General features: G+C 61.6%; 14 protein-coding genes and 1 pseudogene. 9 read left to right on the forward strand and 6 right to left on the reverse strand.

Going from position 1 to position 15154, the window contains the following annotated elements:
- The first annotated feature begins 55 nt into the window (after positions 1 to 55).
- The 5 genes from tsaB (at position 56) to ACLK1G_RS03855 (ending at position 3813) form a co-directional block, all read left to right on the forward strand.
- Positions 56 to 745, forward strand: a complete 690-nt coding sequence (tsaB, locus tag ACLK1G_RS03835; protein ID WP_420764213.1) for a tRNA (adenosine(37)-N6)-threonylcarbamoyltransferase complex dimerization subunit type 1 TsaB — start codon at positions 56 to 58, stop codon at positions 743 to 745.
- Between the two features lie 329 nt (positions 746 to 1074).
- Positions 1075 to 1383: a hypothetical protein gene (locus ACLK1G_RS03840; RefSeq protein WP_420764214.1), complete on the forward strand. Its 309-nt coding sequence runs from the start codon at positions 1075 to 1077 to the stop codon at positions 1381 to 1383.
- Complete coding sequence (locus ACLK1G_RS03845; protein ID WP_420764215.1) at positions 1383 to 2243, forward strand: DUF72 domain-containing protein; 861 nt, start codon at positions 1383 to 1385, stop codon at positions 2241 to 2243. The genes ACLK1G_RS03840 and ACLK1G_RS03845 overlap by 1 nt, the downstream gene beginning before the upstream one ends.
- A 33-nt stretch (positions 2244 to 2276) precedes the next feature.
- Positions 2277 to 3098 carry an isocitrate lyase/PEP mutase family protein gene (locus ACLK1G_RS03850; protein WP_420764216.1) on the forward strand — a complete coding sequence of 274 codons (822 nt, stop codon included), beginning with the start codon at positions 2277 to 2279 and terminating at the stop codon, positions 3096 to 3098.
- A gap of 16 nt (positions 3099 to 3114) precedes the next feature.
- Positions 3115 to 3813 carry an extensin-like domain-containing protein gene (locus ACLK1G_RS03855; RefSeq protein ID WP_420764217.1) on the forward strand — a complete coding sequence of 233 codons (699 nt, stop codon included), beginning with the start codon at positions 3115 to 3117 and terminating at the stop codon, positions 3811 to 3813.
- A gap of 3 nt (positions 3814 to 3816) precedes the next feature.
- Here the strand turns inward: ACLK1G_RS03855 and ACLK1G_RS03860 are convergent, their stop codons facing one another.
- Positions 3817 to 4437, reverse strand: coding sequence for an energy transducer TonB (locus tag ACLK1G_RS03860; protein WP_420764218.1), 621 nt, complete (start codon positions 4435 to 4437; stop codon positions 3817 to 3819).
- Positions 4438 to 4529: 92 nt separating this feature from the next.
- Between ACLK1G_RS03860 and ACLK1G_RS03865 the strand changes: the two genes are divergently transcribed.
- The gene (locus ACLK1G_RS03865) at positions 4530 to 5312 is read left to right on the forward strand and encodes a class I SAM-dependent methyltransferase (RefSeq protein ID WP_420764219.1); all 783 of its coding nucleotides are present in this window, start codon (positions 4530 to 4532) and stop codon (positions 5310 to 5312) included.
- A gap of 102 nt (positions 5313 to 5414) precedes the next feature.
- Here ACLK1G_RS03865 and ACLK1G_RS03870 read toward each other — a convergent pair whose 3' ends face one another.
- On the reverse strand, positions 5415 to 6050 hold the full coding sequence (locus ACLK1G_RS03870; protein WP_420764220.1) for a TetR/AcrR family transcriptional regulator: 636 nt from the start codon (positions 6048 to 6050) through the stop codon (positions 5415 to 5417).
- Positions 6051 to 6143: 93 nt separating this feature from the next.
- Here ACLK1G_RS03870 and ACLK1G_RS03875 point away from each other — a divergent pair, with 93 nt between their 5' ends.
- Positions 6144 to 7244, forward strand: coding sequence for an efflux RND transporter periplasmic adaptor subunit (locus tag ACLK1G_RS03875; protein ID WP_420764221.1), 1101 nt, complete (start codon positions 6144 to 6146; stop codon positions 7242 to 7244).
- Positions 7245 to 7250: 6 nt separating this feature from the next.
- The gene (locus tag ACLK1G_RS03880; RefSeq protein ID WP_420764222.1) at positions 7251 to 10316 is read left to right on the forward strand and encodes an efflux RND transporter permease subunit; all 3066 of its coding nucleotides are present in this window, start codon (positions 7251 to 7253) and stop codon (positions 10314 to 10316) included.
- A 144-nt stretch (positions 10317 to 10460) separates the two neighbouring features.
- On the opposite strand, the pseudogene ACLK1G_RS03885 reads toward ACLK1G_RS03880, so the two are convergent.
- The 3 genes and pseudogenes from ACLK1G_RS03885 to plsB form a co-directional block, all read right to left on the reverse strand.
- Positions 10461 to 11141: pseudogene (locus ACLK1G_RS03885) on the reverse strand (DUF4197 domain-containing protein); the annotation flags it as partial.
- Positions 11142 to 11170: 29 nt separating this feature from the next.
- Entirely contained in the window at positions 11171 to 11569 is a 399-nt protein-coding gene (locus ACLK1G_RS03890) for a YbaY family lipoprotein (protein ID WP_420764223.1), read from the reverse strand.
- A gap of 53 nt (positions 11570 to 11622) precedes the next feature.
- Positions 11623 to 14124, reverse strand: a complete 2502-nt coding sequence (gene plsB / locus ACLK1G_RS03895) for a glycerol-3-phosphate 1-O-acyltransferase PlsB (RefSeq protein ID WP_420764224.1) — start codon at positions 14122 to 14124, stop codon at positions 11623 to 11625.
- 240 nt (positions 14125 to 14364) lie between these two features.
- On the opposite strand from plsB, the gene ACLK1G_RS03900 reads away from it, so the two are divergent.
- Entirely contained in the window at positions 14365 to 14574 is a 210-nt protein-coding gene (locus ACLK1G_RS03900; RefSeq protein WP_007927922.1) for a cold-shock protein, read from the forward strand.
- A 139-nt stretch (positions 14575 to 14713) separates the two neighbouring features.
- Here the strand turns inward: ACLK1G_RS03900 and ACLK1G_RS03905 are convergent, their stop codons facing one another.
- Complete coding sequence (locus tag ACLK1G_RS03905; protein ID WP_420764225.1) at positions 14714 to 15091, reverse strand: hypothetical protein; 378 nt, start codon at positions 15089 to 15091, stop codon at positions 14714 to 14716.
- Between the last annotated feature and the right edge of the window lie 63 nt (positions 15092 to 15154).

Below are 15154 nucleotides of genomic sequence, written 5' to 3' on the forward strand. Positions count from 1 at the left end.
GCCGTAGTTGTTTATACTGGCGCACTTTTTCCCCACCTGATTTACGGACACATCAATGAGCACCTTGCTGGCCCTGGACACCGCGACTGAAGCTTGCTCCGTTGCCTTGCTGCACAACGGCAAGGTCACGAGCCATTACGAGGTGATCCCGCGTTTGCATGCGCAGAAATTGCTGCCGATGATCCAGCAGTTGCTCAGCGATGCCGGCACCAACTTGCAAGCGGTGGATGCAATCGCCTTCGGTCGCGGGCCCGGGGCTTTCACCGGTGTGCGCATCGCCATCGGCGTGGTGCAGGGCTTGGCCTTTGCCCTGGAGCGCCCGGTGCTGCCGGTGTCGAACCTGGCGGTGCTGGCCCAGCGCGCCCTGCGCGAACACGGTGCGCGCCAGGTCGCCGCGGCGATCGATGCGCGCATGGACGAGGTGTATTGGGGCTGCTATCGCGAAGCCAACGGCGAGATGCGCCTGGCGGGGCCTGAAGCGGTATTGCCACCCGAGGCGGCGGCGCTGCCGGCTGAGGCGAGTGGTGATTGGTTCGGCGCCGGTACGGGCTGGGGTTATGCCGAGCGGATCGGTGTCAGCCTTGTTGGCCAGGACGCCTCGATGTTGCCCCATGCCGAAGACTTGCTTGCGCTGGCACGCTTCGCCTGGGAACGCGGCGAAGCCATTGTGGCCGATGATGCCCAGCCGGTTTACCTGCGGGACAAGGTAGCAACGCCAAAATCCGAGCGACAATCCCAGGCTTGACCACACTCCAAGCGGGCACAGTTGTGGCGAGGGGATTTATCCCCGCTGGGCGCGTAGCGCCCCCGACATTGTTGCGCCAGATGCGGATCTGGCGAGAGCTGCGCAGTCGAGCGGGGATAAATCCCCCGCCACACAGGCACTTTTAATCCCAGAGTTTTCTGGCTGAAAGTCATTTCCCCGTCCATAAGTCACACCCAACCTTGCCAGTCGTCACTTTTCCGGCCCGTTTTTAAACCTTTTTGGCTTTCTGTGTTCTAGTTATCACTTGCGCGTTTGCGCGGCTACGAATGTGCCGCTAAATTGCCATCATTGATACCGAGCATTCTGTCATGCGTATAGACGGCGTTTCATCCCAGTCCTACCCGATCAAGCGTCGGCCTCGTGCGGGTAAATCCGCTGAGCCCGAAAACTTCGATGACATCGATGGCGACCTGGAATTTCCGTCCGAAGAGCAACTGGCCGCACGTGCCGCCAAAGCCTCTGCGCAGCGCCTGAGCAATCTCCCCGCCCGTCAGCAGGACATGCTGTATCACCGCGCCATGAGCCGCAGTGTCGCCACGGCCCTTGCCAGTTATTTGAGCACTGCCGGTTTTGTCGACTGGGATATGGAAGTGCTAGGGCTCGACCTCTACATCTGATGCGGTTGCCTTATTACCTGGGCTGCCCATCCTGGAGCGAAAACGCCTGGCGCGATTATCTTTATCCCCAAGACGCAAAAAGCTCCGACTTCCTGAACCTCTATAGCCAGGTTTTCAATGCCGTGGAAGGCAACACGACCTTCTATGCGAGCCCGTCTGCGGCCACTGTCCAGCGCTGGGCGGAAATCATGCCCGAGCATTTTCGTTTCACGGCCAAGATCCCGGGCGACATCAGCCATGGCGGCGACTTGCGTGAACACCTGACCGCCACTGAAACCTTCGTTCAACTGCTCAGCCCGCTGGGCGAGCGCGTCTCGCCGTTTTGGCTGCAGCTGTCCAAGGCCTTCACGCCTAATCGGATGCAGGAGCTGGCGGCGTTTATCGACGCGTTCCCGAGCCCGTTGGCGGTCGAGGTCCGCCACGACGAGTTTTTTGCCAAGGGCGATGCCGAGCGCCGGCTCAATCGCCTGTTGCTCGATCGCGGCGTGGAACGCATCTGTCTCGATCCACGGGGCTTGTTCAGCTGCGCCTCGACCGATCCCTCAGTGCTTGATGCGCAATACAAGAAGCCACGGGTGCCTACGCGGCCAGCGGCTTTCACTCAATGCCCGCAGGTGCGCTTCGTCGGCCATCCAGTGGTGGAAGCCAACGAGCCGTTCCTGACGCCCTGGGTGGAAAAAATCGCCGAGTGGATCGAAGAAGGGCGCACCCCGTACATGTTCCTGCACACCGCCGACAACCTTCTGGCGGCAAAGCTCGCGATGCGTTTTCACAGCCGCTTGATGAACCGTTTGCCTGGCTTGCCGGCCCTGCCTGAGCTATATAGAGAACCCGCCGCCGAGCAACTGGGATTGCTCTAAGGCAAACCCTCCCATTGCTCAGGAGCGACTCTGATGGATGCACAAACCCGGCGAGCCCAGGCGTTCAAGGCCCTGCATGAACGCGAAGGGGCCTTTGTAATTCCCAATCCGTGGGATGCCGGATCGGCGAAGATGCTCGCCAGCCTTGGCTTCGAAGCCTTGGCGACCACCAGTGCCGGCCACGCTTTTTCCCTGGCGCGGCCCGATGGTGCGCTGGGCCTGGATGACACCCTGGCCAACGTGCGAGCGATTGTGGCGGCCACGGATCTGCCAGTGGCGGTCGACCTGGAAAACGGCTTTGCCGATGCGCCCGACGCATGCGCGGCCAGCCTGCTGCGTGCGGCAGAGGCCGGGGCGGTGGGGGGCTCCATCGAGGACGCCACCGGGCGCGAAGACAGCCCGATCTATCGTTTCGACCAAGCAGTCGCGCGGGTCAAGGCCGCGGCCGAGGCGGTGCGCAGCCTGCCGTTCCCGTTCATGCTCACCGCCCGCGCGGAAAATTTCCTGCACGGCAAACCCGACCTGGACGACACGATCCAACGCCTCAAGGCGTTCGCCGACGCAGGCGCCGACGTGTTGTACGCGCCAGGATTGAGCAGCGCCGAACAGGTCCTCGCGGTGGTACAAGCGGTGGCGCCCAAACCGGTCAATGTGCTGATGTCCGGTGCCCTGGACCTTACCGTGGCGCAGTTGAGCGAACTGGGCGTCAAGCGCATCAGTGTCGGCTCGGCGTTGGCGCTGGCGGCCTATGGCGAGTTCTTCCGCGCCGCGCAGGAAATCCAGGAGCAAGGCACGTTCACCTTCACCCGTCGCTCGATGCCATTCAAGCAGGCCAATCAATTATTCAAGGGCTGATGCCCGGGGCGTTGTCGTGCGGTTTTTCAAAGGTTTGATGGTGGTGCTGCTGATCGTCGGCGCCGCAGTGCTTGGCGTATGGCGCGGCTGGTTGTCGGTGCCGCCGCAATGGAATCCCTGGGCGCCACTGGACGTCAGCGCCCCGCCGAACATGCTGACCCGCTACAAGCTGATGGCCCTGCGCAACGACCCGCAACTGTGCGACCAGGCGCTCGCTACGTCAGGGCTTCGGACCTCTCGCCAGGCGGACAGCGGCGCCAACACCACCTGTCCGTTGACCAATGTGTTGCGAGTGCGGGGCGGCGAGGTAGCGCTGAGCAGCAGCTTCCTGGCAAGTTGCCCGCTGGCCGTGGCTTTTGCGTTGTTCGAGCGCCATGCGCTGCAGCCGGCGGCAACGGCGGCCTATGGGCAGAAAGTCGCGCGGGTCGATCATCTGGGCAGCTTTGCCTGTCGCAACATGTACGGCCGTGAGAGCGGGGCGCGCAGCCAGCACGCCACCGCCAGCGCGCTCGATATTGCCGGGTTTCGCCTGGCCAATGGGAAGGCGATCAGCGTGCTCAGGGACTGGCCGAAAGACAACACCGATGCGCAGTTCCTGCGGCAGGTGCGAGATGGCGCCTGTGAGATGTTCAGTGTGGTGTTGAGTCCGGACTACAACGCGGCGCACCGCAACCACTTCCATCTGGATGTAGGGCCGTGGTGGATCTGTCGGTAAGAATCAGGCGGCGATACGCAGGTTCTGCAGAACGATCGGACGTGCCCAACGGGTATCGAAATCGAGTTGCTTCTGCTGCGCCACCAATTCCTCTTCCGGGAACGGAGGGAACGGTTTATCCAGCAAGTCGAGTTCGAACTCGGCGATCGGCAGGTGCAATGGACGCGGGTGCGGCGCCGGGCCCGGTTCCGACTGTGGCTGGCCGGCTGTGAGGACGATCGGGCGAACCCAGTTGCTCTCGAAGGTTTGCTGCTTTTGCTGGGCAACGATTTCTTCGGGCGGGAACGGTGGGAACGGCTTGTCCAGCAAATCCAGTTCGAACTCGGCAATCGGCAGGAACAACGGCTCTGGCGGCTTGACCTGGGTTTCCTTCACGTCGCAGGTGCGCTGGCTGACGATGTGCTCCAGCAGCTCGGCGCCAAGGGTCGGTTCAACCGCTTCATCGAGGGCGACGGGCTGGTAGCTGCCAGGCGCCGGTGCGTTTTCACCCAGTTGATCGGCCAGGGCCCGGGCAAAAAAATCCTGCCACAGGTGACTGACGCCGCTCAGCGCTTGGGTGTTACGCAGGCTGTAATCGCCGTAAGGGGAGATAACGCCTATCGATGTGGATTGAATGTCTGACATTTTTCTCGGTCGACGCTCAGCTCTGGCAAAATGCCGTTCACCGTTGTTATCGGCTGGTTTTGCCGATCCTTAATTTTTTCGAGCGTGTTTTCATGATTGAGCAACCCGCGGCCTGCCGCATCCATGTCGAGGCCTTGATTCCGGCGTTCCAGCCCCAGGCCGAACAATGGGCAGAGCGGCTTGGCCTGCCTTTGCAAGTGGACGATGGCGAGTTTGCCTTGCAGGTCGGCGAGCAGGGATTGCAATTGCAGCAATTGGGTCCGGACGCGCCGGGACCGGTGCGGGTGGATTTCGTCGAGGGTGGCGCGGCCCATCGGCGCTTGTACGGCGGTGGCAGCGGCCAGATGATCGCCAAGGCGGTCGGTGTCGCCCAAGGTGTGCGTCCGCGGGTACTCGACGCCACGGCCGGGTTGGGCAAGGACGCGTTTGTGCTGGCGAGCCTGGGCTGCGAAATGAGCCTGATCGAGCGCCAGCCGCTGATCGGTGCATTGCTGGAAGATGGCCTGGCCCGTGGCGCGGAAGATTTCGACGTGGCGCCGATCGTGGCGCGCATGCGTTTGCTCAAGGGCAACTCCATCGAGGTGATGCGCCATTGGGAAGGCGAGCCGCCCCAGGTGATCTACCTGGACCCGATGTTTCCCCATCGGGAGAAAACCGCCCTGGTGAAAAAGGAAATGCGCCTGTTCCGACCTTTGGTGGGCGATGACAATGACGCACCGGCGCTGCTGGCCGCGGCGCTGGCGCTGGCGACCCACCGGGTGGTGGTCAAGCGCCCGCGCAAGGCGCCTTGCATCGAAGGGCCGAAGCCGAGCCATGGGCTCGAGGGCAAGTCCAGTCGGTACGATATCTATCCCAAGAAGGCGCTCAAGGCGTGACACCGTGTCGCCTCCATCGCGAGCAAGCTCGCTTTCACATCGGACCTGCACTGTTCCCTTGTTAAAGCGAGCCTCCCATGCTGGGAGATTGGCGCTTGGGAACTAAGGCCGATAGGCCCGCATGAACAACCCCACCACTTCCTGCACATGAGCCTCGGCCGCCTCGGCGTCTTGCGGTCCGTCGCAGCCGTACAGCAACCTGAAGTTGGCCGCCCCCTTGATCAGGCAGAAAAAATGCTCGGCGGCATTTCGCGGTTTGTCGATGCTCAAGGCGCCGCTCTGGTTGACCTTGCTCAATAACCGCTCCATGCCGCAGAGCATGCGTTGCGGGCCGGCCTCGTAGAAAATCGTCGAGAGCTTCGGATCCTGACTACCCAGGGCGACCATCAGCCGATGCAGATTCACCGACTCGTCGCTGTTGATCAGTTGATTGAAGCCTCGGGCGATGTTCAACAACACGTGTTCGATCGGGACGCCTTCGACCCATTCGAAGAACAGCGGCGGCACTTGCTCCTCGCACTTGGCGATCACCGCGGCGGAAAACAACGTTTCCTTATCGTTGAAGTGGCTGTAGACCGTCAGCTTCGATACGCCGGCCTCGGTCGCCACTGCATCCATGCTGGTACTGGCGTAACCCAGGCTCAGGAAGAGATTTTTGGCCGCATCGAGAATGGCCTGGCGTTTGGCCAGATCCTTCGGACGACCAGGGCCGCTGGGAGGGGGAGGATTGTTCGACATTCTTCGCTTTAATACTGGACTGGTGAGTTTGCTATTAATAACATACCCGCCAGTATAATTATTCCAAGCATCATTAGCGAAAGGTCATCCACCATGTTCCGCTATGTCCTGCCCCTCGCCGTGCCAGTCAGCCTGGCTTTTTTATTGTCTGCGTGTGGCCACGAAGAGCCGGTGGCCGTCACCGTCCGCCCGGCCATGGTGGTCAAGCCCGAGCCCTCGGCCCAGGCGATGGACAGTTATCCTGGCGAAGTGCGGGCGCGATTCGAGCCGGACCTGGCCTTTCGCATCGGTGGCAAAGTCAGCCGACGGCTGGTGGAGGAGGGGCAGCGGGTCAAGGCCAATCAACCCTTGGCTGAACTCGATCCCGAAGACGTGCGTCTGCAACTCGAGGCGAGCCGGGCCCAGGTCGCTGCCGCCGAGGCCAACCTGAGCCTGGTGCGTGCCGAGCGTGACCGTTACAAGACCTTGATGGAGCGGCAGATGGTCAGCCGCTCCCAATACGACAACGCCGAAAATCTCTTTCGCTCCGGGGCCGCGCGGGTCAAGCAGATCAAGGCTGAATTCGACGTTGCCAGCAACCAGGCCAGCTATTCGATTTTGCGTGCGCCCCAGGATGGCGTCGTGGCCCGGCGTTCGGTGGAAGTGGGTCAGGTCGTGTCGGCCGGTCAAACCGTCTTCACCCTGGCCACCGACGGTGAACGCGAGGTGCTGATCAGCCTGCCGGAGCAGAGTTTCGGTCGGTTCAAGATTGGCCAGCCTGTTTCGGTCGAGCTGTGGAGCCAACCTGACCAGCGCTTTAGCGGACGTATCCGCGAACTCTCGCCGGCCGCCGATCCCAGATCCCGCACCTTCGCCGCTCGTGTCGCCTTCACCGCCGGCAGCGTCCCGGCGGAACTGGGCCAGAGCGCCCGGGTGTTTATCCAGAATGCCGAAAAGGTCCCCCTGTCGGTACCGCTGTCGGCCCTCACCGCCGAGAACGGCGCGACTTATGTCTGGGTGGTCAACCCCGACAACACCCTCAAGAAAGTCCCGGTGCGTGTCGGTGCCTTTGGCGAAAACAACGTGCCGGTGCTTGAAGGCCTGGGTGCCAATGACTGGGTGGTGGCCGCTGGCGTGCATGTGCTCCTGGACGGCCAGCAGGTGCGGCCGGTGGATCGCTCCAACCGCGTGGTCAACCTGGCGGCCAAGGAGTAATCCCCGATGGGCTTCAATCTTTCCGAATGGGCGTTGCGTAACCGCCAGATCGTACTGTTCCTGATGCTGTTGCTCGCAATCGTCGGGGCGCTTTCCTACACCAAGCTTGGACAGAGCGAAGACCCGCCGTTCACCTTCAAGGCCATGGTCATCCGCACGATCTGGCCAGGCGCCACGGCTGAGGAAGTGTCGCGCCAAGTCACCGAGCGCATCGAAAAGAAGCTGATGGAAACCGGCGATTACGAAAAGATCGTCTCGTTCTCCCGCCCGGGCGAATCCCAGGTGACGTTCATGGCTCGCGATTCCCTGCATTCCAAGCAGATTCCCGAGCTGTGGTATCAGATCCGCAAGAAAATCAGCGATATCCGGCATACCTTGCCGCCGGGTATCCAGGGGCCGTTCTTCAACGATGAGTTCGGCACCACGTTTGGCAATATCTACGCACTCACCGGTGACGGCTTCGATTATGGCGTGCTCAAGGATTATGCCGACCGCATCCAGATCCAGCTGCAGCGGGTCAAGGATGTGGGCAAGGTCGAATTGCTCGGCCTGCAGGACGAGAAAATCTGGGTCGAACTGTCGAACGTGAAACTGGCGACCCTCGGCCTGCCGCTGGCGGCGGTCCAGCAAGCCCTGGAAGCGCAGAACGCGGTGTCTACGGCCGGATTCTTCGAGACCGCCAGCGAGCGATTGCAGCTACGGGTTTCCGGGAATTTCCAGACCGTGGAAGAGATCCGTGACTTTCCGATCCGCGTGGCCGACCGCACCTTCCGCATCGGCGATGTAGCAGACGTGCGTCGCGGCTTCAACGATCCACCCGCGCCGCGCATGCGGTTCATGGGCGAAGATGCCATCGGCCTGGCCGTGGCGATGAAGGAGGGCGGTGACATCCTTGTGTTGGGCAAGGCCCTGGAAGTCGAGTTTGCCCGCATCCAGAACACGCTGCCTGCCGGTATGCAATTGCGCAAGGTTTCCGACCAGCCCGCGGCGGTGAAGACCGGTGTCGGCGAGTTCGTCCAGGTGCTGGTGGAAGCGCTGACCATCGTGTTGCTGGTGAGCTTTTTCTCCCTGGGGCTGCGTACCGGGATGGTGGTGGCGCTGGCGATTCCGCTGGTGTTGGCGATGACCTTCGCCGCGATGTACTACCTGGGGATCGGCTTGCACAAAATCTCCCTCGGCGCGCTGGTCTTGGCCCTGGGGCTGCTGGTGGACGACGCGATCATCGCCGTGGAGATGATGGCGATCAAGATGGAGCAAGGCTTCGACCGGATCAGGGCGGCCAGCTACGCCTGGACCAGTACGGCGTTTCCGATGCTCACCGGGACCTTGATCACCGCGGCGGGCTTCCTGCCGATCGCCACCGCCCAATCGGGCACCGGCGAGTACACCCGTTCGATTTTCCAGGTGGTGACCCTCGCACTGTTGGCTTCCTGGGTGGCTGCCGTGGTATTCGTGCCGTACCTGGGGGAAAAACTCCTGCCGGACCTGGCGAAGATTCATGCGGCCAAGCATGGCACGGTGGACGGCCAGCCCGATCCCTACGGTACGCCGTTCTACCAGCGTGTACGGCGATTGGTGGAGTGGTGCGTGCGTCGGCGCAAGACCGTCATCGCGTTGACCGTGCTGCTGTTCCTGGGCTCGGTGGTGCTGTTCCGTTTTGTGCCGCAGCAGTTTTTCCCGGCGTCGGGGCGCCTGGAGCTGATGGTCGATTTGAAATTGGCCGAAGGCGCTTCGTTGGTCAACACCGCCGAGCAGGTCAAGCGCCTGGAAGCGTTGCTCAAGGACCATGCCGGTATCGACAACTACGTCGCTTATGTCGGCACCGGTTCACCGCGTTTCTATCTGCCCCTGGATCAACAACTGCCGGCGCCGAGCTTCGCCCAATTCGTGGTGTTGGCCAAGACCATCGAAGACCGCGAGCCGTTGCGCAGTTGGCTGATCACCACCCTGAACGAGCAGTTCCCAACCTTGCGCTCGCGGGTGACGCGCCTGGAGAACGGTCCGCCGGTGGGCTACCCGGTGCAGTTTCGCGTGACAGGCGAGCACATCGAGGAGGTGCGGGCCCTGGCGAGGAAAGTGGCGACAAAAGTCCGGGAAAACCCCTACGTTGCCAATGTGCATCTGGACTGGGAAGAGCCCAGCAAAGTGGTCTATCTGAACATCGACCAGGACCGTGCGCGAGCCTTGGGGGTGACAACCACGAATCTGTCGAGCTTCTTGCGAAGCTCCCTCACCGGATCCAGCGTCAGCCAGTACCGTGAGGACAACGAGTTGATCGAGATTCTGCTGCGCGGCACGGTGCATGAGCGCACGGAGCTGTCGCTGTTGCCAAGCCTGGCGGTGCCGACCGACAACGGCACGACCGTTGCCCTGTCGCAGATCGCCACGCTGGAGTATGGCTTTGAAGAGGGCGTGATCTGGCACCGCAACCGCCTGCCGAGCGTGACCGTTCGGGCCGATATCTACGGCAAAGAACAGCCGGCGACCCTGGTGCAGCAGATTTTCCCGACCCTGGATCCGATCCAGGCGGAACTTCCGGATGGTTATCTGCTTGAGGTGGGTGGCACGGTAGAGGACTCGGCCCGAGGCCAGAAATCGGTGAATGCCGGTGTGCCGTTGTTCATCGTGGTAGTGCTGACCTTGTTGATGCTGCAACTGCGCAGCTTCTCTCGCACGGCCATGGTCTTCCTCACCGCGCCGCTGGGGTTGATCGGGGTGACGCTGTTCCTGTTGGTGTTCCGCCAGCCGTTCGGTTTCGTTGCAATGCTTGGGACCATCGCCTTGTCCGGCATGATCATGCGCAACTCGGTGATCCTGGTGGATCAGATCGAACAGGACATCAAGGCTGGGCTTGCCCCGTGGCAGGCGATCATCGAAGCGACGGTGCGACGGTTCCGCCCGATCGTGCTCACCGCGCTGGCGGCGGTGCTGGCAATGATCCCGCTGTCTCGCAGCCTGTTCTTCGGCCCGATGGCGGTGGCGATCATGGGGGGATTGATCGTGGCAACGGCATTGACGCTGCTGTTCCTGCCGGCGTTGTATGCGGCGTGGTTCAGGGTCAAGAAGACTTGAACCGATTCTGATAGCACTGAAAATCAAATGTGGGAGCGAGCCTGCTCGCGATTGCGGTGCTACAGCCAACAGAGATGTTATGGCTGATACCGATATCGCGAGCAGGCTCGCTCCCACCGTGGTTTTGCGCTTGGCTGAGACGGTGCCAAAAACCTTCTTCGCCAAACTGGTCGCCGCAGCCGCCGGATTCTGGCGAATGGTGGCTTCCTGTTTTGCGATCATCTCGAACAAACCGTCCAGCGCCTGTTCAGTCACATAGTTCTCGACATTGGCGCTCTTGGCATCGACCACTCCCAGTGTCGCGGCTTGGCCGGCAAAGGCGTTGTATTGCTGGGCCAGGCCGACCTTGTCGGTGGCTTGCTTGACGATGGGCAGGAACTTGGCGCGGATCTGCTCGCGGCTGCTCTTGTTCAGGTACTGGGTGGCCGAATCGTTGCCGCCGCTCAATATGCCCTTGGCGTCGCTCACGCTCATGTTCTTCACGGCGTCGACCAGGATCGGCTGGGCCTGCACCACCGCGGCTTCGGCCGCCTGGTTCATGCTGGTTTCCAGCTGATCCACCTGGTCGCCCATGCCGAAGGCTTTCATCCTGCTGGCGACTTTGCCGAGCTTGCCTGGCAATTCAATCTTGACGTCCGGGTTGTTGCTGAACCCGCCTGGGGTGCCCAGCTGCTTGACCGCCACCTGGGCGCCCTGGGTCAGGGCATCCTTGAGACCACCCGTGGCGTCTTTCTGGGAAAGGTCGCCGAGGGACAGGGCCATGGCATTGGCGCAGATCAACAGGCCGGCGCACAGGCCGGTGAAACGAAGGGTAAAGCGGAGCATGGCAGCTTCCTTGAAGAGTGGAACAGGAATCAGCGTGCAGCGTTGACGCGAATCTTCAACGGCTGCGGATCTTTGCCATCGAGCTGCACGGTGTGTTGTTCAGTGCTGATGAACATCAACTGGCCGTCGACTTCGATGCGGGCGCTCACGGCATAACGGTGGCCGGGCTTGACCTGCGCCGGATCATAACTGAGCTTGAATGGTAATGGGACTTGGCCTTTGACGGGGCCCCGCTGCTCATCGACCGTCACGGCTGGCGCGTCGGCGAGGGAGACGTCTTGCAGGCTCACGGTCAAGGTAGCAGTGGGCGGCAAGGCGATGCGTTGCAGGTAGAACACCTCGCCGTCGAGGCTGTTCTTGCTGGCCAGCGGCGTGCTGGAGCAGGCGCTGAGCAACGTGGCAGCAGCGACGAGAAGAAGCTTTTTCATGGGGACATTTCCATATTGGGGGCCCCAGTGAAATCCTGGGGCCTGTGACAGAATCAATCCTGGGTGACTGGCGTGTCCGGAGCCATGGCGTCTTCACTGCGATGCAACGCCACCTGGCGGATCGATAAGCGAATCTCCGCCGGCAACACACGCTTGGCCGCGCCTTCGGCCAATTCGCCGAGCAGCTCGTGATAGCTTAGCTTGCCCGCTTCATCACGGCGCAGTACGTCGAGGTCGAGCATCGTCTGGATGAAGTGGCGGAACAGGCTCTTGTCGAAGAACTCCGGCGCGTTGAGTCCGTGCAGGATCGACAGCCGCTGGGCCATGACTGTGCAGAGGTCTTCCAGTTCTTCGGCGCTGATGCTGTTCTGCCCGCTGTTGAGCAGCAGCGAAACGGTCATGTAGAAGCGCTGCAAGGTCTGGGCGATGCTCTTCGATAGCAAGGTCAGCAGCACAAAGTGTCGAGAACTTGGAACGGGACGCAAGTACAGGTCTTTCTCGAAACGCAGCAGGCCCTGTTCGACGAACGCTTCAAGCCACTGGTCGACCACATCGTCCAGTTCTTCCAGCGACCAGCGGATGAACAGCTCCGATTGCAAGTACGGATACAGGGCCCGTGTATAACGCAGGATCTGTTCGCGGCTCATGCGCGAGCTGCTCTGGAAGAAGCTCGCCAGCAGCGCCGGAAGGGCGAAGATGTGCAGCACGTTGTTGCGGTAGTAGGTCATCAACACGGCGTTCTGTTCATCCAGATACAGAATCTTGCCCAAGGCATCGCTCTGTTCCGACAGCAGGTCCATGCCTTTGACATGCTCGATCAACGCCCGGCCGTCGCCCTCAGGCAAGGTGGTGTGGGGCGAATAGGGCACTTTGCGCAGCAGCGCGAGGTACAAGTCCAGCATGCGGGCCATGGCCTGGTCGTCGAGAGCCAGTCGGCTGGTGGACAGCAATGCCAGGGCGACAAGGTTGACCGGATTGATAGCGGCGGCCTCGTTCAGGTGCCGCGCCACGCGTTCGCCGAGGCGGTTGGTGGTCGCGTTGAGCCAGGCCGGCTTGAATTGCGGGCCCAGCTCCTGCTGGCGCCAGCCAGGTTGCTCGCCGTCGAGGAATTCCGCCAGCTTGATCGGCTCGCCGAAGTTCACCGCCACTTGGCCGAAGCGTTGCTTGAGGGCGCCGATGACCTTGAAGATGTCGAAGATCGACTCCTTCTTCTTGCTCGCGCCGCGCAGTTCGCCCAGGTAGGTACGGCCTTCCAGGACCCGCTCATAACCGATGTACACCGGCACGAAGACGATGGGCATGCGTGACGAGCGCAAGAAGCTGCGTAGGGTAATGGCGAGCATGCCGGTCTTGGGTTGCAGCATGCGCCCGGTGCGCGAACGGCCGCCTTCGACGAAGTACTCCACCGGGAACCCCTTGGTGAACAGCGTGTGCAGGTATTCGTTGAACACGGCGGTATAGAGCGGGTTGCCCTTGAACGTGCGGCGCATGAAAAACGCCCCGCCACGGCGCAGCAGGCTGCCGATCACCGGCATGTTCAGGTTGATGCCGGCGGCGATGTGCGGTGGCGTCAGGCCATTGCGAAACAGCAGGTACGACAGCAGCAGGTAGTCGATATGACTGCGGTGGCAGGGGACATAAATGACTTCATGGCCTTGGGCAACGTTTTGCACGCCTTCGATGTGGTTGACCTTGATGCCGTCGTAGATCTTGTTCCAGAACCAGCTCAGCACCACTTCCAGGAAGCGGATGGCCGTGTAGGTGTAGTCCGAGGCGATCTCGTTGCCGTAGCGCAGGGCCTGGGCTTTGGCTTTCTCCGGGGAAATCTTCTCCCGCTCGGCTTCTTCGGCGATGGCCTGCTTGACCAGCGGTTGGTTCAACAGACCCTTGACCAGATGGCGTCGGTGGGAGATGTCGGGACCGATGACCGCCGCTTTCAGGTTGCGAAAGTGTACCCGCAGGATCCGCTGGGCCATGCGCACGGTGCGTTCGTGGCCTTTATCGTGCTCGATCAATTCGCGCAGATGGATCGGGGCGGAGAACTGCACGCGGGTCTTGCGCCCCAGAATCATGATGCTCAGCAATCGGCGCAGGCGTCCTGTGACCGCCCAACTGTCGGCGAACAACAGTTTCCACGGGCTGGATTCGCTGTCGGGCGATTGGCCCCAGAACACGCTGACCGGAATGATCTGCGCGTCCTCGGCGGCGTTGTGGGTCAGCACGTCGACCAGCCGCGTCAGGGTGGGCGGCGCACCGCGTTTATCCTGGCGCCCGAGCCAGTCCGGTGCCGGCGTCAAGTAGAAGAATGCCGCCGGCTCCAGCAGGTTGCCCACCGAGACCGGCAGTACCGGGCGCGGCAGGCCGGCCTTGGTGCATTCGGTGTCGAGCACCGCCAGGTCGGTCAGCGAAGGGTCTTGCAGGACGTAGAACACGGGGCGACTGCGGTCGAGGTTGAGGGTAAAGGACGACTGATTGATCGTCTCGGAGCGAACCCAGAGATATAAAAGTCGGCGCAAGGTGCCAAACACAAGACGGCGGAACGGGGAGCGGGTCATACGGCTTCTGCATGAGTGAATGGGATGGAGCGGGCGCCAGTGTGCCGGATTCGTCGAAAATCGGCAAAAAAGCACCGAAGTAAAGTCAGTTGAGAGTTTTTCCGGGTGTCATATACTCGGCCGGCTACTGCCCGGGGCTTCCCCATGGACGTTCGGACGGTGGCTTAGGTTCGTACGGCTTTGCCTTTTCAATCGGGCGGGAAAAGCCGACTTAACAATAAGAAAACAGGAATGAGCATCATGGCAACACGCGAAACCGGCAGTGTGAAGTGGTTCAACGACGCCAAGGGCTACGGCTTCATCCAGCGCGAGGGCGGAGCGGATGTGTTCGTGCATTACCGCGCGATCCGTGGCGAGGGCCACCGCTCACTGACCGAAGGCCAGCAGGTCGAGTACGCGGTCGTGGAAGGCCAGAAGGGCCTGCAGGCTGAGGATGTGGTGGGGTTGTAAGCCGCATTCACCGGCAACACAAAACCCTGTGGGAGCGAGCCTGCTCGCGAAAGCTGTGTATCAGACAATGACTCATTAACTGTCACACCGCTTTCGCGAGCAGGCTCGCTCCCACATTAGATCAGCGCTGGACGCTAAATCACGCCGTTTTCCAGGTAATCTCTTCTTCCCCATCGGCGCTGATGCGAATCCAGCGGTCCGCCGATTCTTCCCCTTCTTCTTCCACCCAGGAGCCGGGCGCGCAGCGCACTTCGACGTTCAGCGCGGCGAAGGCGGCGCGGGCGCAGGCAATGTCGTCTTCCCACGGGGTCTGGTCACTTTCCAGATAGAGGCTGTTCCATTTTCCTACGGCCTTGGGCAGCCAGGTCACCGGAATGTGGCCAGCCTTGCACTTGTAGGTCTGGCCTTTCTGTACCCAGTCGCTGCATGGGCCCAGGGCCTCGCCTAGCCAGTGGGCGATGGCCTTGTGGTCAACGTCGGCGTCCTTCAGGTAAATCTCGATATCGGGTTGGCGCATGGATGTCCTCACTGCGGTCTTGAAAAATCCATTCGCGGATTTAGCTGGCCCCAAGCGATTGCC

The sequence above is a fragment of the Pseudomonas algeriensis genome (genome assembly GCF_048847255.1).
Classification (GTDB): domain Bacteria; phylum Pseudomonadota; class Gammaproteobacteria; order Pseudomonadales; family Pseudomonadaceae; genus Aquipseudomonas.